Origin of the sequence: Duganella aceris, from assembly GCF_011090165.1 — a bacterium.
Lineage (GTDB): Bacteria > Pseudomonadota > Gammaproteobacteria > Burkholderiales > Burkholderiaceae_D > Rugamonas > Rugamonas aceris.
The window spans coordinates 81195-99614 of sequence record NZ_JAADJT010000016.1; the positions used below are offsets into that span (position 1 = coordinate 81195).

17 protein-coding genes are annotated in these 18420 nt (G+C 60.1%); 6 read left to right on the forward strand and 11 right to left on the reverse strand.

The annotated features are described in order from the left end of the window. Positions 1 to 215: 215 nt before the first annotated feature. The 3 genes from GW587_RS27750 to GW587_RS27760 are packed head-to-tail and all read left to right on the forward strand — an operon-like array spanning position 216 to position 3038. Positions 216 to 1262, forward strand: a complete 1047-nt coding sequence (locus tag GW587_RS27750) for a GHMP family kinase ATP-binding protein (RefSeq protein ID WP_166108144.1) — start codon at positions 216 to 218, stop codon at positions 1260 to 1262. Continuing rightward, entirely contained in the window at positions 1247 to 1831 is a 585-nt protein-coding gene (locus tag GW587_RS27755) for a D-sedoheptulose-7-phosphate isomerase (protein ID WP_166108145.1), read from the forward strand. Before GW587_RS27750 ends, GW587_RS27755 begins: the two co-directional genes overlap by 16 nt. A gap of 22 nt (positions 1832 to 1853) precedes the next feature. Further along, positions 1854 to 3038 (forward strand): HAD-IIIA family hydrolase, encoded by a 1185-nt coding sequence (locus GW587_RS27760; protein ID WP_166108146.1) that lies wholly within the window; start codon positions 1854 to 1856, stop codon positions 3036 to 3038. An 88-nt stretch (positions 3039 to 3126) separates the two neighbouring features. Here GW587_RS27760 and GW587_RS27765 read toward each other — a convergent pair whose 3' ends face one another. Then, positions 3127 to 3312 carry a hypothetical protein gene (locus GW587_RS27765; protein WP_166108147.1) on the reverse strand — a complete coding sequence of 62 codons (186 nt, stop codon included), beginning with the start codon at positions 3310 to 3312 and terminating at the stop codon, positions 3127 to 3129. Between GW587_RS27765 and GW587_RS27770 the strand changes: the two genes are divergently transcribed. From GW587_RS27770 to GW587_RS27780, 3 genes are read left to right on the forward strand one after another with little or no spacing between them, the layout of a single operon-like run. Then, positions 3305 to 4447 carry a glycosyltransferase gene (locus GW587_RS27770; protein ID WP_166108148.1) on the forward strand — a complete coding sequence of 381 codons (1143 nt, stop codon included), beginning with the start codon at positions 3305 to 3307 and terminating at the stop codon, positions 4445 to 4447. The genes GW587_RS27765 and GW587_RS27770 overlap by 8 nt on opposite strands. A 3-nt stretch (positions 4448 to 4450) precedes the next feature. Continuing rightward, positions 4451 to 5779, forward strand: a complete 1329-nt coding sequence (locus tag GW587_RS27775) for a hypothetical protein (protein ID WP_166108149.1) — start codon at positions 4451 to 4453, stop codon at positions 5777 to 5779. A gap of 25 nt (positions 5780 to 5804) precedes the next feature. Then, positions 5805 to 7100 carry a glycoside hydrolase family protein gene (locus GW587_RS27780; protein ID WP_166108150.1) on the forward strand — a complete coding sequence of 432 codons (1296 nt, stop codon included), beginning with the start codon at positions 5805 to 5807 and terminating at the stop codon, positions 7098 to 7100. A gap of 60 nt (positions 7101 to 7160) precedes the next feature. On the opposite strand, the gene GW587_RS27785 is transcribed toward GW587_RS27780, so the two are convergent. The 10 genes from GW587_RS27785 to GW587_RS27830 form a co-directional block, all read right to left on the reverse strand. Further along, entirely contained in the window at positions 7161 to 7865 is a 705-nt protein-coding gene (locus GW587_RS27785; protein WP_166108151.1) for an exosortase C-terminal domain/associated protein EpsI, read from the reverse strand. Further along, the gene (gene xrtB / locus GW587_RS27790; protein ID WP_166108152.1) at positions 7862 to 8737 is read right to left on the reverse strand and encodes an exosortase B; all 876 of its coding nucleotides are present in this window, start codon (positions 8735 to 8737) and stop codon (positions 7862 to 7864) included. The genes GW587_RS27785 and xrtB overlap by 4 nt, the downstream gene beginning before the upstream one ends. A gap of 65 nt (positions 8738 to 8802) precedes the next feature. Further along, on the reverse strand, positions 8803 to 9678 hold the full coding sequence (gene epsG / locus GW587_RS27795) for a chain length determinant protein tyrosine kinase EpsG (RefSeq protein WP_207393671.1): 876 nt from the start codon (positions 9676 to 9678) through the stop codon (positions 8803 to 8805). Positions 9679 to 9693: 15 nt separating this feature from the next. Beyond that, on the reverse strand, positions 9694 to 11103 hold the full coding sequence (gene epsF / locus GW587_RS27800) for a chain length determinant protein EpsF (RefSeq protein WP_166108154.1): 1410 nt from the start codon (positions 11101 to 11103) through the stop codon (positions 9694 to 9696). A gap of 59 nt (positions 11104 to 11162) precedes the next feature. Next, complete coding sequence (epsE, locus tag GW587_RS27805) at positions 11163 to 11951, reverse strand: polysaccharide export protein EpsE (RefSeq protein ID WP_371875659.1); 789 nt, start codon at positions 11949 to 11951, stop codon at positions 11163 to 11165. A gap of 42 nt (positions 11952 to 11993) precedes the next feature. Beyond that, entirely contained in the window at positions 11994 to 12917 is a 924-nt protein-coding gene (locus GW587_RS27810) for an EpsD family peptidyl-prolyl cis-trans isomerase (RefSeq protein WP_229259690.1), read from the reverse strand. Between the two features lie 121 nt (positions 12918 to 13038). After that, positions 13039 to 14421 carry an undecaprenyl-phosphate glucose phosphotransferase gene (locus GW587_RS27815; protein WP_166108156.1) on the reverse strand — a complete coding sequence of 461 codons (1383 nt, stop codon included), beginning with the start codon at positions 14419 to 14421 and terminating at the stop codon, positions 13039 to 13041. Between the two features lie 13 nt (positions 14422 to 14434). Then, positions 14435 to 15694, reverse strand: a complete 1260-nt coding sequence (gene epsL / locus GW587_RS27820) for an XrtB/PEP-CTERM-associated polysaccharide biosynthesis outer membrane protein EpsL (RefSeq protein WP_166108157.1) — start codon at positions 15692 to 15694, stop codon at positions 14435 to 14437. 40 nt (positions 15695 to 15734) lie between these two features. Then, positions 15735 to 16397: a CAAX prenyl protease-related protein gene (locus tag GW587_RS27825; protein WP_166108158.1), complete on the reverse strand. Its 663-nt coding sequence runs from the start codon at positions 16395 to 16397 to the stop codon at positions 15735 to 15737. Further along, positions 16390 to 18291 (reverse strand): ATP-binding cassette domain-containing protein, encoded by a 1902-nt coding sequence (locus GW587_RS27830; RefSeq protein WP_166108159.1) that lies wholly within the window; start codon positions 18289 to 18291, stop codon positions 16390 to 16392. The genes GW587_RS27825 and GW587_RS27830 overlap by 8 nt, the downstream gene beginning before the upstream one ends. Positions 18292 to 18420 lie beyond the last annotated feature (129 nt).

Here is an 18420-nt window from a genome sequence, read left to right on the forward strand (position 1 = left end):
GCGCAATAATTTACCTCATAATACAGCCCTGCACGACGCATTTCGCAGCGCAGCATAATTTGCGGTACAGTACTTTGCGAAGATCATTTTTTAGATGTTGTTTAAGCATGCCATGTAGTATGATCGACATCGTGTAAGATTTGGCATGGTATTTGCATCAAATAAAGTTGCAACATGGGTCAGCGGCAATGTCCACATCAATAAGGGAACAATTTATGCGCAAGACAGTTCGGAGTCGTGCCCCACTACGCCTCGGCTTGGCAGGTGGCGGCACCGACGTCTCCCCCTACAGCGACCGCTTCGGTGGATGCGTGCTTAACGTCACCATCGATCTGAGCGCGCATTGCACCATGGAATACGACTCGGAGCTGACGGAAGTGAGCTTCATCGCCAAGGATCTGTGCGAATCGTTCAACGCGCCGCTGGCCGGCGCCTATCCGCTGGAAGGCGAGCTGCTGCTGCACAAGGCGATCTACAATCGCGTGGTGCGCGATTTCAACAACGGCGAACCGCTGCCGCTGCGCGTGGTCACCTGGGCCGACGCGCCACCGGGCTCCGGCCTGGGCACCTCGTCGACGATGGTGGTGTCGATCCTGTCGGCCTATCGCGAACTGTTGAATCTGCCGCTGGGCGAATACGATCTGGCCTACCTGGCCTATCAGATCGAACGCATCGACTGCAACCTGGCCGGCGGACGCCAGGATCAATACGCCGCCGTGTTCGGCGGCTTCAACTTCATGGAATTCAACAGCGACGACCGCATCATCGTCAATCCGCTGCGCATCCGCCGCCGCATCGAAAATGAGCTGCAGAGCTGGATCACCCTGTACTACACCGGCAAATCACGCAAGTCGGCCGACATCATCAATGACCAGGTCCGCACCGCCGGTCCCGGCGAGAGCGAAAACACCGACAAGATCCAGGCCATGCATGTGGTCAAGCAGACCGCTTTCCAGATGAAGGAGAGCCTGCTTCGTGGCAATATCGAAGAAATGGGCGCCATCCTGCACGAATCGTGGATCGCCAAGAAAAAAATGGCCAGCTCGATCTCCAACAAGGAAATCGACCATCTGGCCAATCTGGCGCTGGGCGCCGGCGCCAAGTCGGTGAAGATCACCGGCGCCGGCGGCGGCGGCTATCTGGTCATCTTCGCCGAACCAACCTTGCGCAATGAAATCCGCGACGCGTTGAAGGACGAGGTCGGACACTTCCAGCGCTTTAATTTCACCTACCACGGAGTTGAATCATGGGCAACAACCTGAATATCATCCAATCGACGTTTACCGACGGCATCGCGCTGAAACAGAAAATCCTGGCCGACGAAGCATTTGTCCAGAACATCCTGGCGGTCAGCGAAGTATGCATCGAAGCGTTCAAGCGCGGCAACCGCGTGATCCTGGCCGGCAACGGCGGCAGCGCGGCCGACGCCCAGCATATCGCGGCCGAGTTCGTCAGCCGCTTCATGTACGACCGTCCCGGCCTGCCGTCGATGTCGCTGTCGACCGATACCTCGATGCTGACCGCGATCGGCAACGACTACGGTTACGACAAGCTGTTCCTGCGCCAGCTGGAAGCCAATGGCCGCGCCGGCGACGTGTTCATCGGCATCACCACCTCGGGCAACTCGGTGAACATCCTGAAGGCGCTGGAGCGTTGCGAGGAACTGGGCATCATCAGCGTCGCCCTGTGCGGCGAAGGCGGCCGCGCCAAGACCGTGGCCAAGCACGCGCTGGCCGTGCCGTCGACGTCGACGCCGCGCATCCAGGAGCAGCACATCACGATCGGCCACATCATTTGCGAGATCGTCGAAGCGACGATATTTCCTCAGTAATCAATCAAGGATGGGATAAGCGTTGGACACTACAAGGCAGGTTGTCATTTTGGTGGGCGGCAGGGGCACGCGCCTGGGTAACTTAACGGACGAAAATCCCAAGCCGCTGCTGCCGGTCGGCGACCGGCCTTTCTTGAGCTATCTGCTGGACACCATCATCCGTCAGGGGTTCGACAAGATCGTGCTGCTGGCCGGCTACCGCTCGGCGCAGATCGCCGATTTTGTCGCCGCCTACGACGCCCACGGCGCCGACATCCGCATCGTCACCGAGACCGAGCCGCTGGGCACCGGCGGCGCGCTGTACAACGCGCTCGACCAGCTCGACCAGCAATTCATCCTGATGAACGGCGACACGCTGTTCGATATCAACCTGAACGCCTTCGCCGCGCCGCAACTGGCGCCGGCGCTGTGCCGCCTGGCGCTGCGCACGGTGGACGACACCAGCCGCTACGGCCGGGTCACGCTACAGCACGGCCACGTCAATTCGATGGCGGAGAAAGGTGTCGCCGGCGAGGGCTTGATCAACGGCGGCATCTATCTGCTGGACAAGGCCGCGATCGCCGGCATTGGCGCCGGTTTCTGCTCGCTGGAGAACGAGGTGTTCCCCGAACTGCTGGCGCAAGGCCGACTGACCGGACTGGAATACAGCAACTTCTTCCTCGACATCGGCATCCCGGTCGATTACGACCTGGCGCAAACGGCGATTCCGGCGCTGGCCGACCGCCCTGCCGCTTTCCTCGACCGCGACGGCGTCATCAACGAGGATTCGAACTACGCCCACCGGCCGGACCAGATCCGCTGGATCCCTGGCGCCTTCGAGGCGGTGCGACTGCTGAACGACAGCGGCTACAACGTGTTCGTTGTGACGAATCAAGCCGGCATCGCGCGCGGCATGTACGATGCACTTGCCGTTAATCAATTACATGATTGGATGCAACAAGAATTCCGCCGTCATGGCGCGCACATCGATGGCTTCCATTTTTGCCCGCACCATCCGGAATTCGACACCGCGTGTGACTGCCGGAAGCCGGAACCGGGCATGCTGATCGCAGCCACGGCCGCCATGCCGTCGCGGCTGCAAGGCAGCTTCCTGATCGGTGACAAGGATTCAGACATACAAGCCGCGAACCGGTTCGGCATCCCCGGCCACAGCTTCCAGGGCGATGAAAATCTACGCGATTTTGTCGCAAGAATTATCGAAAAGTAAAGCAAACGCCCGGTTTCGACATTCAAAACCGGGCCGTTCGCCGGCGCCGCCACCACATCGGCGCCGGACCAACAGGATTGCTGTTTTTTTACAGACAGTTTGTTTTTTTAGATAAAATATCTGCATGGTTCATCCGTGAGCGCGCGCCGCGGCGACATGCTGAATGCAATCCCCAGAAAAAATTCGCCGCACCCGTTGCCGCCCACGGCCAGGCCGGTGCAGCGACAGGCGCGGCGCTCATGTCTACTCCTTTCCAGGCGGCGAATTTGAACATATTATTTCTCAGCCACTCGCCCATCGGCGGCACCTTTGTCGTCGGCTCGCACCACATGGCCAAGGGCTACGCCAGTCAAGGCCATCAGGTCACCCATCTCAGCCCGCCGGTGACGCCGGCCCACCTGTCGCTGGTGCGCAAGCCGTTCGAACGCGAACGGCTGCTACGCTGGTGGCGCGGCGGCAAGACCATCCACGGCGTGCGCGACCTGATCCCGTTCGCCCCGCTGACCTGGGGCATGGCGCGCCGCCTCGGCGCCCCGTACGAGCGTTACGGCCGCGCACTGTATGGCTCGGCCATGCGCCTGCTGCAACGCGCCGGCGCCGGCGAACCCGACCTGATCTTCATCGACGAGCCACGGCTAGGATATCTGCTGCGCGCCTTCCCGCGCGCGCGGGTGGTGTACCGCCCGACCGACCTGTATGCGCAAATCCGCAACGACCCCAGCATCGACGACGCCGAGCGCGCCGTGATCGCGCGCGCCGACGCCTTCATCGCCACCTCGGAACCGGTGGCGGAGCACATCCGCGCGATGGGCGCCCGCGACGTGCTGGTGCTGGAAAACGGCGTCGACCTGGCGCACTTCACCAACGGTCCCGACTACGACGTCGAGGCCCGCTTGCCGCCGGCGCCGCGCGCCGTGTATGCGGGCGCACTGGATCACCGCTTCGGCGTCGACAGCCTGATGGCGGCCGCCAAGGACCATCCGACCATGTCGTTCGTGGTCATCGGCCCTGGCAGCAAGGCGATCAACAGCGTGCTGCAGCAGTTGCCAAATGTGACACTGCTGGGCGCGGTGGAATACGATCAACTGCCCAGCTATCTGCGCCGCTGCCAGCTGGCGCTGCTGCCGCTGTCGGACGATCCGTCCAATCGCGGCCGCAGTCCGATGAAAATTTTCGAGTATGCGTCGCTGGGCCTGACGGTGGTCGCAACGCAGACGGAAGAGCTGTCGCGCAGGGCCTTGCCGTTCCTCCGCGTTGCGCGATCTCCACACGATTTTTCTTTCCAGGTGGCACAAATACTTTCAGATGGTTTACTATCTCACCGTGACGAAGCAATTGCATTCGCAACCAAACAGAATTGGTTGCAGAAATGTCAAGAAGCATTGTCGCATTCGATGAAGGCTGCATAGTTCATGATTAACCGCAACATTATCAAGGCTTCCAACCCCCTGCGTCCCGCTCGTCCGGTCTGGTGGATGCACCCTTCTGCGATCGTCTGTGTATTTCTGATTCCGGCCTACCTGCTGCTGTGGTGGGCGGGAGTGGCCACGAATGGCGAGATTTCGACCGCCAAGAGTTTGTTTTTCCTGAAGGGCAATATTGCGCTGCTTGGCTTGACGGGATTGCTGGCGCTGGGACTGGGCACGTTTTCGCCGATCCGCCCTTCGCCGGCGCGGGTGATCACCACGCGCAACTTCGTCGGGCCGAATTTGCTGGCGACGCTGGGCGTGCTGGCGTTGATCGGGTATGCATACTGGTTCAAAGATTTGTTGCTGCATCCGGCGACGCTGCTGGCGGCGCTGAAAAACAGCGGGTCGGTGACTTATGCCTTGCGGTCGTCGATGGAGCGCAGCGCGGGGATCGCCAGCCTGGCCCAACTGGGCTTGCCGTTCCTGGTGCTGTATGCGCATGCGTTATGGGCCGGCGGCAAGCCAGTGCTGACCAAGCTGCACCGTTGGCTGTTGATCGGCATCCTGCTCTCCATCGTGTTCCGCGTCTTCGCCTGGGGCGAGCGGCTGGCGCTGGTGGAGGCGGCGGTAGCGATCGGCTTCGTTTGGGTGTCATTCGGTGAATTGCGCAGGCCCTGGATGCGCCGCCTGATGCCGTGGTTGCCATTGATAGGCGTGGTGGCGGTGGTGCTGTTGTTTGCGGTGGGCGAATATTTCCGCTCGTGGGCCAGCCACTACGCGGCGACCCGCACGACGTTCTGGGGCTTCATCCTGCAGCGTCTGACGAACTACTACTTCACGGCGCTCAACACCGGTGCCGGGATGTTGACGATGTATGAATGGCCGAAGTACACGATGGAGACCACGCTGCTATGGGTGCACAAGCTGCCGGTGTTCGGTCCGATGTTTTCGTACCTGATGCACCTGCGGCCAAGTTCGTACATGCAGTTGTACGGCGACGCCGAGTTTAACAATCCGTCCGGCGTTTTCCCGATCTTTGCGGATTTGGGTATCGCCGGCACGTTGACGCTGATGTTGTTGCTGGGCGCCTTGGCCAAGTATGTGTATTCGACGTGGCGCGACTCGGCCACGATAGGCGGCACGATGTATTTCTTGTTCCTGATGACGTTTATGGAACTATTCCGATATTTTTACCTGGGTTCGCCCAGGTGCTTCATGGTCGTTTTGGGTTTTACCCTGGCAATACTAAACTCTGTAAAGGTGAATTATGAACATTCCAACCCGGCGCAAATTTCTGGCGGCCTCGGTAGCGGGGACCGCCTTACTGCTTAACCGTCATGTTCAGGCGGCTACGACAGTGGTCCGAACCACCTGGCCGTCGGCCGGCGTGGACGGCTCGGTCACCGCGCAGACCAATGAACTACTGAGCTTGCTGCAAAAGGGCAAGCCGGTGCTGATCAAGGCCGGTGTGCGCGTGGTTTCCCGAGGCATGCTGGTCAACTCGATGCCGGTCGATATCGCCGGCGAGAACGGCGCCATTATCGAGTTCTCTGGCGTCACCGACTGCGGTTTCCGCTTCCTGAGCTGCCCGAGCGCGTCGATCACCAACATGACCGTGCGCTGGCCAGGCACCGGCCGCGCGACGCGCAACAATAGCTGGCCAGGCATCTACTTTGCCGGCAGCGCCAACTCCTTCATCGATAACGTGACCGTGATCCGCTCGCCGGGCGCAGGCGTGCTGTTCGGCGGCTGCATCGCCCCGAAAGCCACCAACGTCACGGTGCAGTACACCGGTGCCGACGGCATCCACTTCGCTAACTGCGGGTCTGTCTACGCCGCCAACCTGACCACCTCCTATACCGGAGATGACGGCATCGCCTTCGTCGATTACGCTGACAAACCCGCTCCCGGCGGCTTTACTTTGGTGGGCGGCAAGATTTCCGAGTCCCTGGCGCGTGGTCTGTCCATCGTCGGCGCTTCGCGCGGCACGGCCACCGACATCGTGATCGACGGCACCGCATCCAACAATATCCACGTCGAACAAGACATCACTTATAAAACGCTGTTCCCGAGCCAGATCACGGTGCGTCGCGTCACGGCCACGCGCGCCGGCGGCACGCTGCCCAAGGGCGGTAACCAGTATGGCATCAACATCGTCCGCGCCACTGCGGTTCTGATGGATGACATCTCCGTGAGCAACGGCACCAGCATCGGCATATCGGTGGTGTCCTCCAACAATGTCACGCTGAACAACGTCCGCACTACCACCTCCGTCAACAACGGCCTGCGGGTACAAGGCACAGTGGGTTGCGTGCTGAACAAGGTCAAGATTACGGACGTGGTGTCGCAATATATGGCGATTACGGATTCCAGCAACGTTACCGGCGATATCGAACTAATCTACAAGCGTGATTCCACCCTGGGCGCGGCGCAGATCGCCAACACCAAAGGTATCGATATCAATGCGCTGACCTTTGTAGGCTTCCCGGTCAACACCTTGAAGTTCATATCGACCAGCAATTCTGGCACGCTTGTGATGTCGGATACCCCGCCGGCGACCATGTCGCTGGTGGCCGGCATCATGAACAAAGTGTCGCAAACCTACAATGGCGTACGCCAAGCCAGCGACAGCCTGAAGATCAGCACCAAGTAATCCCGGCAAACGGATAAATCCGCAGCACCATCAAAAACGGCCGCATCAGCGGCCGTTTTTTTATCTGAGCAACATGGCCCGGGTTGACGCGGGCACGGCCTGCGCCAAGTCCACTAAGAAACGATCCAATACGGGCCAAGCCTGCGGCACATCGTTCGGATCGCGCATCGACTGCGACGCCCGCACCAGAATGCCGTCCGGTATCTTGCCCTGGAAGCCTTCCTTCAGGATGTGCATGCGAGTCTCAAAAGCGTTTTCGCTGTACATCGAACCGATCCGGATCCAGTAGCTGACGGCCTCCACGTTGCCGTCGGTGACCGCGACCATGTGTTTGCCGCTAGCACGCTGGCCGCTAGCGCCGGTCAGCGAGAAGGCGGCGGGGGCCAGACTGCGCACCTTATAACCCTGGGCCACATAGCACAAGTCGGGGCGGTGCACCTTCACCTCCTGCTGCTGTCTGCGTCCCCAGGCCAAAGCCAGCATCACCACTTCGCCCTTGCTGTTGGCGTAGCTGCGCATGACCGTCTGGTCATACGGCTGGTCGATATTTGGTTCGTCGCTGGTCGAGGTAATGACCGGCGGCCGCAATGACGGGACAAGCTTCCAGTCGCCGAACGCCTTAGGCACGGTCGCCTCCAAGTCCGGCGCGTTGTCGACGCTCACCAGCACCGGCTTGGCCAGCACCGCGCCCAGCGCGGCGGCCGACAGCAAGGCAGCCGCCAACACGCACGCCTTCAGCGGCAACGGCGGTAAGTTCAATTTCATGCAACCTCCGATAAACGGGCGCCACGGCGCTTGTTCCACGCCGATGCAAGTGTGCGCAGCAAGGTGTCCATGCCGATGATCAGCATCAGGCCGCACAGGAACAGCACCATGCCCGAGAAGCCGTGCAGGAAACCCTGGCCGGCGGCGTCGCCCATGTGAAAAGTGATCAACGATAGCACGATCACGCGGGTGACGTTGGAAGCGAACGAAATCGGCACGATCAGCAGCGCCAGCACGATGTTGCGGAAAGCCGACTCGTGCCGCATCACGTTCAGGTACAGCAGGCCAAGGGCCTCTAGCGTGAACAGCGAATTCAGGCCCGAGCAGGCATCGGCCACCAGCAACTGGTAAGGGCCGATGTTGATGATCACGCCGGCGCGCGACACCGGATAGCCGAAGATGTACAACAATTCCTCGGCCGAAACCGACACGGCCAGTTTGAGCGGCTGCGTGGCGGCGTCAACCAGCGAACCCGGCAGCGGCACCATGAAGCACATGAAGAAGAAGGCGAACCACAGGTGGCGGGCGATGCGTCCGCCGAAGAAGATGAAGGTCAATGCCAGCAACACCGGCATCAGCGAGCCGACCTCCAGGATCAGCACCGATTGCGAGCGGCCGACAATAAACATCAGCAGCCCGAGCGCCAGCAAGGGATAACCCAGCCAAGGCGCCGGCTTTGGAGTAAGCCCGGCCGTCGAGACGGAGCCGGCGCGGAACCACAGGAACCACAGCGTTACGGCGAAGACGATCGGGCCGTGGGCATTCTTGTCGGTGCTCCACGGTCCCTTGAACAAGTCAATAAAGCTGGGCAGATACAGCACCAGCAGTCCGGCCAGCACCACCAACCAGCCGGCCGATGCGCGCCAGAACATGGCCGGCGTCGTCGTCGTCGTCGTCGTCGCAGCCTCTGATGTCGGGGAGCGCATCGATTCGGCCATTAGAAATCGACCATGACGGTTCCCACTACCGATGCGCCGCTATGCGTCATTTTTTCGGCCATGGCGTTGATGTGATCGATGCGGGTTTTGTTCTTGCGCGCCACCAGCAATACGCCCTTGGCGCGCGCCGCCACCGCCAGCGCGTCCGAACCGGAACTCCAGGCCGGCACGTCATACAGCACCACGTCGTGCGACGCCTCCAGACGGGTGTTGAGGTTGCCGAACATGCCGCGGTTCAACAATTCTTGTGGATTCGGTGGCAAGGTGCCGGACGACAGCACCGACAGCGACAGGAAATGGTCGATCTTGGCTACCGCGTCCAGCTCGGCGCGGCCGGCCAGCACGTCGGACAAGCCTTGACGACCCTTGAGCGCGAAAATATCTTGTTGGGTTGGAGCGCGCAGGTTGGCGTCCACCAGCAGCGTACGTTCGCCCAGCTGGGAGAACACCACCGCCAGGTTGGCCGCCATCAGGCTGGCGCCGTCGCCGGAGTCGACCGCCGCCACCATCAGCGAGTTGTGGCCGCGCGCAAACCAGCGCAGCATCAGCTGGCTGCGCACGGCCCGCAGCGTTTCCACCTGCGCGCTGAACGGCTCGTAGGCCGCTTTCAGATGTTCCGAATAGCCGCCCTCGCCCGCTTGCAGGTAGGGATAGTCGAACTGGCGCGCCAGGATTTGCTGGATGTCGGCATCGGTGATCAGGCCGAGGCGAATCGCTGCCTCGCCGAAACGGATACCCAGTTCTTTTTGCATCCGCAACACGCGCTCGGCGTTTTCCGGCGTGATCTTGCCCGAGTCCAGCAGCAAGCCGCCGATGCTCGATTCCCGACGCGGCGCTTCGGCCTGCTCAGAGGTGACGATAGCTGGTTGAGTCATTATGGTATCCATTAATCAGTTCAGTTGTGGTGCGCGCGAGGAGCGGCCGAAAGTACGCTTAGGACGGCGTACGGTCGAGCCGTTCCATTCGATGCTGCCCAGCACCGGCAGCTGCGTCAGTTCGGTGATGTCGGCCTCGGAACGGATACGGCGATCGCGCATTTCCGCTACCAGCACCAAGACCACGCCGAGGATAAAGCCGACAAATATCGCGATGAGTGTGTTCAGCCAGACAACCGGCGAGGCCGGATTGGCCGGCGGCACCGCCGGATTCAGCAGGGACACGTCGGACTGCTCGTAGGCGCCCTCGATGCTGGTCTGCGACAGGCGTTGCGCGGTCACGTCCAGCGCTCGCTGCGCGCTTTCGGCGTCGCGCTGCAACACCCCGAGTTCATCGCGGGTGCGGTTCAGTTCGAGCACACGCATCTTCTGCTCCTGCAGCGCGGCGCGGACAGCGCCTTCGCGTTGTTGCAGGATTTGCGCATTGTTGCCGATCGAGTTGCTGGTTGCCTTGGTCTGGCTGTTCAGTTCGGCGCGCAGCTTGTCGATCTCCGCCTTGCTGCTCTGGTACAGCGGATGGTTTTGCGCCAGGCGCGACGATACCTCGGCAAATTTCGCCTCCGCCGTGGCCAGTTGCGATTTCAGGCCGAGGATCAGCGGATTTCCTGCCACATCGGGCGATTCAACGCTGCTGCTGCCACTGGCCATGCGCTGGCGCGAGCTTGCCTCCATCTGGGCGCCCTGCGCCGCGACCAGTTGCGCCGACAAGTCGTTCAGGCGATTCGATTCCACGTCCAGGCGATTGTCAACGCTGACGATGCCATGCTCCTGCTGGTATTTCGACAAACGGCTTTGCGCCGCCTCGTAGGTATCACGCAGTTGCTTGATCTGCACCGCGAAATACGAACTGGCCTTGCGCACCGGATCGACCTTGAGCTGCACGTTGGCGTTTTGGTATTCACGCGCGAAGGCGTTGGCGATCGCCGCGACGAAGTCGGGGTCGGCGCCGCGGAAACTGATCTCGATCACGCTGCTCTCGCGCGACGGGGTAATCTCCAGTTTGCGTAGCAACAACTCGGCCAGCCAGTCGCGAATGTCACCGTGGCCCTTGGTCGCGCTTTGGAATTGCTCTATGACCACAGGCGATTGCGCCAATTTCAGAGAATCGACAACGCGCAGCGCCACGTTTTTACTACTGATAATGTCGATCTGGGTGGCGATGTAGCCCGGCATCAAGTTGCCCGCCGAGGTCTGGCCGGTCATCAGGTCTTGACCTTTGTAGTTGAGCACGACCGAAGCCGTGGCCTTGTAGCTGTTGGGCCACACCAAACTGCCTATCAGCACCAGCAGGATCGTGGAAATCGCCACGGACAGCAGCAAGACCTTACGCGCGCGCAATATCAGTAGAAATTGAGGAAAATTCATGGGCAACTCTCACGTTAAAGCAAAAAAACGACCGCCGGTGGCGCGCGGCCGTGTCGAGATTAGAACAGGCTTTCCTTGACGTAGACCACGTCGTCGACCTGCACCAGGTCGTCGTGCTTGGCGTCCAGCACCTGCAGCTTGCCGCTGGCGTCGCGGCGTTTGATGCGGATGCCGCGCTCGGTGCCGCGTGCGGTCAGACCGCCGCCGGTCGACAAGGCTTGCAACACGGTCATGCCACGTTCCAGCTTAAACGGTCCCGGACGCTGCACCTCGCCGTAAATGTAGAAGCGCGGCGCGCGTTCGACGAACAGCACGTCGTTGCCGGCCAACTCCAGATCGCGCGTCAGGTCGCCGCCGCGCATCATCTCGACCACGTCGACCAGTTCCTTGGTGGTCTGGCCGTCACGCTTGCGGATCACCGAGACGACATCGGCGCCGTCGGCGGTGATGCCGCCGGCCTGCGCCAGCATGTCGAGCACGTTGCGTTTACCATCGATCGGATAGCGGCCCGGACGTAATACCTGGCCCAGTACAGACACTTGCTGGCTCTGCACCGCGCTAACCAGAATGTTGACTTGCGGCTGCTTGACGATCTTGCGGCTGTCGAGCAGGCCGGCGATCTTGCGCTCGGCGTCCGGAATTGTCAGCCCGTTGACGTTGACTTGCCCCAGCAGTGGGAAGCTGATGTTGCCGCCGTCGGCGATACGGGTCTCGAGCGTCAGGTCGGGGTTGTTATAAACAGTGATGCGCACCACGTCGCCGGCGCCCAACACCACGTCGGCGGCGGCCGCCACGCCTGCCGTCAGCGCCATCATGGTGAGCATCAAGCTCAGTAAGAGTCGTTTAATCATGGAATTCTCTCAATTGTCGGAAGGAGGTTAACAGGCGAATTATTTCAGCCCGGCGACGCCGCGTGCAGTGGCGTCGCCATCGGGCGTGGCGGCGGCCGGCGCCGCTTTCGGTGCGGCCGGCGTCATCGCAGGGTTCAGGTATTCGATTTTGGCGGCGGCGCGCAGGCGCTTCAGTTCGGCTTCTGCAGCCTCCTTGTTGCGCTGGTTCAGCAGGAACTGCTGGATCTGCGGCGTCACGGCGGCCAGCGTCACCGGCACGTCCTTGACGTCGGCCACCTGGCTCAATACGCTGCGGTCGCCTTCCTTGACGATGAACAATGCGTTCTTCTCCAGCGCCAGCAGACGCTTCGACATTTCCGACGGCAAATCGGCGCTGGTGCGGCTGACCTGGGCGCGGCTATATTTAATCTGCTTGCTGTCCATGAAGCCCGCCACCTCGTCCAGCGAACCGGCCTTGTCGATGACCTTCTTCAGGTCGTCGCTCATATCGGCGTTGGCGAATTGCAGCTGGCGCATGTCGAATTGCTTGCGGTTGCTGAAGAATTCGGGATGTTTGTCGAAATATTCACCAACTTGCGCGGACGTGGGGGGCGTCGCCGCCGGCATGCGCTTCTGCAGATAGGCTTGGGCCACGATCAGCGCCTTGGCGCGCTCGATCGCCTGCACCACTTTCGGATCGCGATCTGTCTTGTCCTTGGCGGCGGCGTTCTGCAGCAACTGGCGATCGACCAGACCGGCCAGCACTTGCTTGCTGGCGGCTTCCTGCTGGGCCGGCTGCACGCCAGCGCGCTGCAACTCCTCGTTCAACTGCGAAATCGTGATCTCGTCGCCATCGATCCGCGCCAATGCCTGGCCGGATTTGGTTTCGGTCTTGCCGCCACAGGCGCTGAGGCTGGCTGCGATCAGCACCGCCAGGGCAACGCCGCCGGTGCGCTTAACAAATTTGTCATTCATCTTATTCATCGATTTCTATCAAAAAAAACAAACCGCGCGCGCGGCAAACGCAAATAGTATGCGAGAAACAACCAAAATTGTCCATATTACAAACTATCAACAATCAACAATATCTTGCATGTGCTTGATTCTAATGCGCATTTTCCCGTTTTAACACTACGGCAATCGTGCGCACGATAATCCAGATATCCAGCCACAAGGACCATCGACGGACATAGTCCAGATCATAGCGGATCCGCGCCTCCATCTTGTCCAGCGTCTCGGTCTCGCCGCGCATCCCATTGACCTGCGCCCAACCGGTAATGCCCGGCTTGACCTTATGCCTCAGCATATATCCCTTGATCAATTTGCGATACTGTTCGTTGTGCGCCACCGCGTGCGGACGCGGACCGACGATGCTCATGCGGCCTTGCAGCACATTGATAAACTGTGGCAATTCGTCAAGCGAACTCCGTCGCAGGAAACCGCCAATGCGCGTCACGCGCTGGTCGTTCCGGGTCGCCTGCACCACCTTGGCGCCGTCCTCGGCCACGCTCATCGAGCGGAATTTGTAGACGATGATCTCTTCGCCATACAGGCCGTAGCGGCGTTGGCGGAAAATCACCGGACCTGGCGAGGTCAGCTTGACCGCGAGCGCGATGACCAGCATGATCGGCAACAGCATCAGCTGGATCAGCAGGCCCAGCACGATATCGCTGCCGCGTTTGACAAATCCGTCCAGTCCGGTGAACGGTGTCTCGCAGATGGCGATCACAGGCATGCCGCCGACGTTGTCGAAGCGCGCCTGCATCAGGTCGAACACATAAATGTCCGGCAGGAAGTAGACCGAGGCCGTGGTGTCCTGCAACTCGTCGAGCAGCTTGCGGATGCGCGGCTGGGCCGAGATCGGCTGGCTGATGTAAATCATCTTGATCTGGTGGGCGCGCACATAGGCTGCCACTTCCGACATATTGCCCAGCATTGGATGACGCATCTCGGCAGGGCGGCGCTCCTCGGCGCGATCGTCAAAGTAGCCCTCCATTTGCATGAACAGATTTGGATTACGCTCGATCACCGACGCGAACTTCAGGCCGACATCGTTAGCGCCGATCACCACCGCCGAGCGGATTTCATCTTTCCGGTTCGGCCCGCCGACCAGGGCGCTGGCCGCGACATGGGTGAGCAGCACTGCCAGCGGCGTGACGATAAACCAGGTCAACACCACGGCATGGTCGAAATGGCTGTTCATGCCGCTTACCGATCCCAAGAACAACAGGATAGCCACCGTCACCGCCCAACCGCTGAGGATGTCACGGGCGTAGGCCAACATGCGCCCGGCGCGCCAGTTGCGGTAGGGGTCGATGTACTGGTACACCGACGACGAAATGAAAAAGGCCAGTATCATCAACACCAGGGCATAGCCGTCGAACGGCTGCGCATAGCCCAGCGCGCTCGCGTACAGCGCCACCATGATGGTCAGCGGATCGAGTACACGCTGAAAGAAGGAAATAAGTGGAAGATCAAAAACAGTCATAAACACTCTTCAACTAGAACTGGACGTTGGCCGTCAACGAGCCACCGTTGGACCGGTAGCTGTTGCTGAACGTGGAGTTTGAGCTGCGTACCTCATGGTAGGCGGAAAGGTTCAGCGATAGGTTGTCGTGGAAGGTATAACTTGACCCCACGCTATAACGTCGCACGCGATCCTGGGCATCCAGCGGCAGAGCAGAACCGGATGGGCCACTGAGGTCGCGTTTTAGATAACGGGCGTCGGCGTTGAAGCCCAGCCTGGCACCAGCGGACCAGTTGCCTCCAAGGCTGACACCGGTGTCGTGGCTGAAAGTCACTGTATTCCCATCAAATGGCGAATATTCCTTCCACAGATTAGCGGTCAGCTTGACTGTCGCCGTGGGCGACCAATCCGCGACCAGTCGGCCATCGAATCCACTAGAATTGCTGAACACAAAGAGATCGTAGCGGCGGCGCGCATAACCGCCGAGGAACGCAACTTGGGTCACCGGACTATACTTCCATAAGACCTTCAACTTGGCTTCATCCTGATTGAAATCCTGGTTACGTACAACTCCGCCAAACGCCAACGGGTTGGGATAATGAGTTTTCCCGCTCGACACCTGCATGCCGACCGTACTGCCGCTGGAGGCCAAATAGTCGAACCCGAGCGTATCAGTATCGGTTTCGCGGTCTAAGAAGCGCTGTGCCTGCAGATCATAGCCAGCATTTGCTCGTGAAGTCGCTGCGCGCACCTGCCAGCTCGGGTGGAAGCGGTAGTTCAAATCGAAATGCCAGCCGTGCGAAATGCGCAGATTGCGCTGCGCCGAATGAAAGTCAGAAAACGACGGCAGCGACTGGGAGTAATAGGCGCCTAGCGAGCCATTCAAGTGATTTCCCAAGCGCCACTGCCAGGCGCCGCTGAAGTCCTTGCCAGAATAATTGAGCTGCTCGAAACGATTGAAACTAACATTGCTCACACGTAGATCGGCAATGAACACTTGCTGTCCCACAGGACGGTTCAGACGCAAACCGCCGTAGGCGCTGCGGTAAGTATCCGACAGTCCACCACTGCCATTATTCGCGCTATCGGGAACCCGCAGCAGGTTATCGTCGTAACTATAAGTGACACCAGCATAAGGAAACAGGGTATCGCTGAGCGAAGCATGCGCCGACATACTGGCGACTGCTCCCAACATCAACGCAATCCCCGAACTCAGAGGCAATTGCTTCGCGAGGAAACGCCGTGACACATTTAAGCGCCCGACACTGCATTTTTTTAGCAAGGAATTCGACATTGTGAATATTTCTGTTGGAATTAAATTCTAATTGTCAATATTACCAGTAATTCCACTGGCCAGAGGCGACAACCCAGATGCCCAGCACGCCATTTGTTGTAGCGTGGGCGATGATTGCCGTCCACAGATTTTGTGTGCGCATATACAACACGCTATAAACTACGCCTGCAACAATGCCCGCGAGCCACAAAGTATGTTCAACGCCAAATAATAACACCGCAACAACAAACCCCACGCTTTTTACGTCAGCGGGACGCAACGTCAAAAAATCCGGCCGGCTGATCCAGCGCATCAGGAAAGAACGCCAAAACAACTCCTCCATGACGGGCACCACGAGAGCCGCGCCGCACCAGCGCATCGCCACCAATATCCAGTCGATGCGGCCGCCGTTCCGAGGATCAAAACCGGCGCCTTCGCCGGTGCTCATCCAGCCGGCATCGAGGCTGACCCACAATACCATCACTACGCCGCCAACCAACACCGAAGCAGTGATTAAACGCCAATTTAACTTACTCTGTCGCAACTCGACATAGTCACGCCAAAAATACAACAGCGCCAATGCGACAGCGGCGATTTTGACTCCATACAACCAGCGAAGTTGCTCGGCGTTCCAGCCCAGCCGATCCAACATGTCGGCAATGAAAATGAACGCCATGTAAATGGCGAACGGCAGGATGCGGGCCAGCGACGCGCGCTTAACCATTGGCGCTGCGCGCCTCGATCAACTCCCATTTCTCCAACGCTGCCAGTAATTCGCCCTCGATGGCTTCAATCCGAGTGTTGACCCGCTTGGCCTCAGCTGCATTCTTCTTGTAGAAGTCGGGGTCCGACAACTGCAGATTCAGCGCGGTCTGCTCGTCCTCCAGGGCGGCGATCAGTTTCGGCAACTCGTCCAGTTCGCGCTGTTCCTTGAAGCTGAGCTTTTTTGCCTTGGGCGCGGGGGCGGAGGGCGCCGGCGAATCGGCCTTGACGGCCGGCTTGGCATTCTTGACGGGCGCCACCGTGTCACGCACTCGTTCCCAATCGGAGTAACCACCGACGAATTCGCGCCAGTTGCCCTCGCCTTCGGCGACGATGACCTGGGTCACCACATTGTCCAGGAAGGTACGGTCGTGGCTCACGAGGAAGACGGTGCCCTTGTACTCTTCCAGCAATTCTTCAAGCAGTTCCAGGGTCTCGATGTCCAGATCGTTGGTCGGTTCATCCAGCACCAGACAGTTGGCTGGCTTGGCGAACAGGCGCGCCAGCAGCAAGCGGTTGCGCTCGCCGCCGGACAACGACTTGACCGGCGACCGAGCGCGCTCGGGCGCGAACAGGAAGTCGTTCAGATAGCTCATCACGTGCTTGCGCGCGCCGTTGATCTCGACCCAGTCGCTGCCTGGAGCGATGGTTTCCATCAGGTTGGCTTCCTCGTTGAGCTGGGTGCGCATCTGGTCGAAGTACGCCACCTGCAGCTTGGTGCCAAGCTTGGCGACGCCGCCGTCCGGTTCCAGCTCGCCCAGGATCATTTTCAGCAACGTGGTCTTGCCGGCGCCGTTGGCGCCGATCAGACCAACCTTATCGCCGCGCAAGATAGTGCCGGTGAAGTCGCTGACGATCACGCGATCGCCGAACTTCTTGCTGACGTTTTCCAGTTCCGCCACGATCTTGCCGGAGCGCTCGCCCGACGAGACTTCCAGTTTGACCTGGCCTTGTTGATCACGACGCGCTGCGCGTTGCAGGCGCAGCGCTTCCAGCCGGCGCACACGGCCTTCATCGCGGACACGGCGCGCCTTGACGCCCTTGCGGATCCAGATTTCTTCCTGCGCCAGCACCTTGTCGAACTTGGCATTCTCCACTTCCTCGTTTTCCAGCTGCTCGGCTTTGCGCACCTGGTAGGCGGTGAAATTGCCCGGGAAAGACAGCAGGCGGCCACGGTCCAGCTCGATGATGCGTGTGGCGACGTTATCCAGGAAGGAACGGTCGTGGGTAATGAACAGTACGCTGCCCTTGAAATCGCGCAGCAAGCCTTCCAGCCACATGATGGAGGTGAAATCCAAGTGATTGGTTGGTTCATCCAGCAGCAGCACGTCCGGCGCCGATACCAGCGCGCGCGCCAGCGCCACGCGCTTCTGCATACCGCCGGACAGCGTCTTCATCAACATGTCGCCGGTCAGGTTCAAGCGATCAAGCACGGTCTCCACCTTGTTCGGCAAGCTCCAGGCGTCCGCCGCGTCCAGCAACACCTGGACGTCGTGCATGCGCTCCATGACCGCGTCGTCGTTGCCCTGGCCGAACTGGCCGGTCAGCGCGTCGTACTCCTTCAGCAAATCCTGCAAGTCGCCCATACCGGAAGCCACGGCGTCGAATACGGTCATTTCCGGATCGAACACCGGTTCCTGCTCAACGTAAGCGATCTTGATGCCTTGCTGCATGACGAGCAGGCCGTCGTCCAGTTTGAATCTGCCGGAAATTACTTTCAGCAGCGACGATTTGCCGGTGCCGTTGCGGCCGATCAGGCCGACGCGCTCGCCGGTTTCCAACGAGAATTCCGCGTGATCGAGAAGCGCGACGTGGCCGAACGCCAGTTGCGCGGAGGATAATGAGATGACTGCCATAGTAAGTAAACGCTGTGCCGCCGGCGCGCTGTGGGTCCAGCGCGGCCAGCCTAGGTGAATGGAACCAGCATTGTACCTTCACTAACCCCGCCGACGGCAATTCTTGTGCACTGCAACGTATAAGAATGG

Excerpts from the sequence above, each read along its gene's own strand:
- GW587_RS27750 (WP_166108144.1), top strand. The coding sequence starts at position 216 with ATGCGCAAGACAGTTCGGAGTCGTGCCCCACTACGCCTCGGCTTGGCA.
- GW587_RS27810 (WP_229259690.1), bottom strand. The coding sequence starts at position 12,917 with ATGAATAAGATGAATGACAAATTTGTTAAGCGCACCGGCGGCGTTGCC.
- epsL (WP_166108157.1), bottom strand. The coding sequence starts at position 15,694 with ATGTCGAATTCCTTGCTAAAAAAATGCAGTGTCGGGCGCTTAAATGTG.
- GW587_RS27825 (WP_166108158.1), bottom strand. The coding sequence starts at position 16,397 with ATGGTTAAGCGCGCGTCGCTGGCCCGCATCCTGCCGTTCGCCATTTAC.
- xrtB (WP_166108152.1), bottom strand. The coding sequence starts at position 8,737 with ATGTTCTGGCGCGCATCGGCCGGCTGGTTGGTGGTGCTGGCCGGACTG.
- GW587_RS27775 (WP_166108149.1), top strand. The coding sequence starts at position 4,451 with ATGATTAACCGCAACATTATCAAGGCTTCCAACCCCCTGCGTCCCGCT.
- GW587_RS27785 (WP_166108151.1), bottom strand. The coding sequence starts at position 7,865 with ATGAAATTGAACTTACCGCCGTTGCCGCTGAAGGCGTGCGTGTTGGCG.
- epsF (WP_166108154.1), bottom strand. The coding sequence starts at position 11,103 with ATGAATTTTCCTCAATTTCTACTGATATTGCGCGCGCGTAAGGTCTTG.
- GW587_RS27830 (WP_166108159.1), bottom strand. The coding sequence starts at position 18,291 with ATGGCAGTCATCTCATTATCCTCCGCGCAACTGGCGTTCGGCCACGTC.
- epsG (WP_207393671.1), bottom strand. The coding sequence starts at position 9,678 with ATGACTCAACCAGCTATCGTCACCTCTGAGCAGGCCGAAGCGCCGCGT.
- GW587_RS27815 (WP_166108156.1), bottom strand. The coding sequence starts at position 14,421 with ATGACTGTTTTTGATCTTCCACTTATTTCCTTCTTTCAGCGTGTACTC.
- GW587_RS27755 (WP_166108145.1), top strand. The coding sequence starts at position 1,247 with ATGGGCAACAACCTGAATATCATCCAATCGACGTTTACCGACGGCATC.
- GW587_RS27765 (WP_166108147.1), bottom strand. The coding sequence starts at position 3,312 with ATGTTCAAATTCGCCGCCTGGAAAGGAGTAGACATGAGCGCCGCGCCT.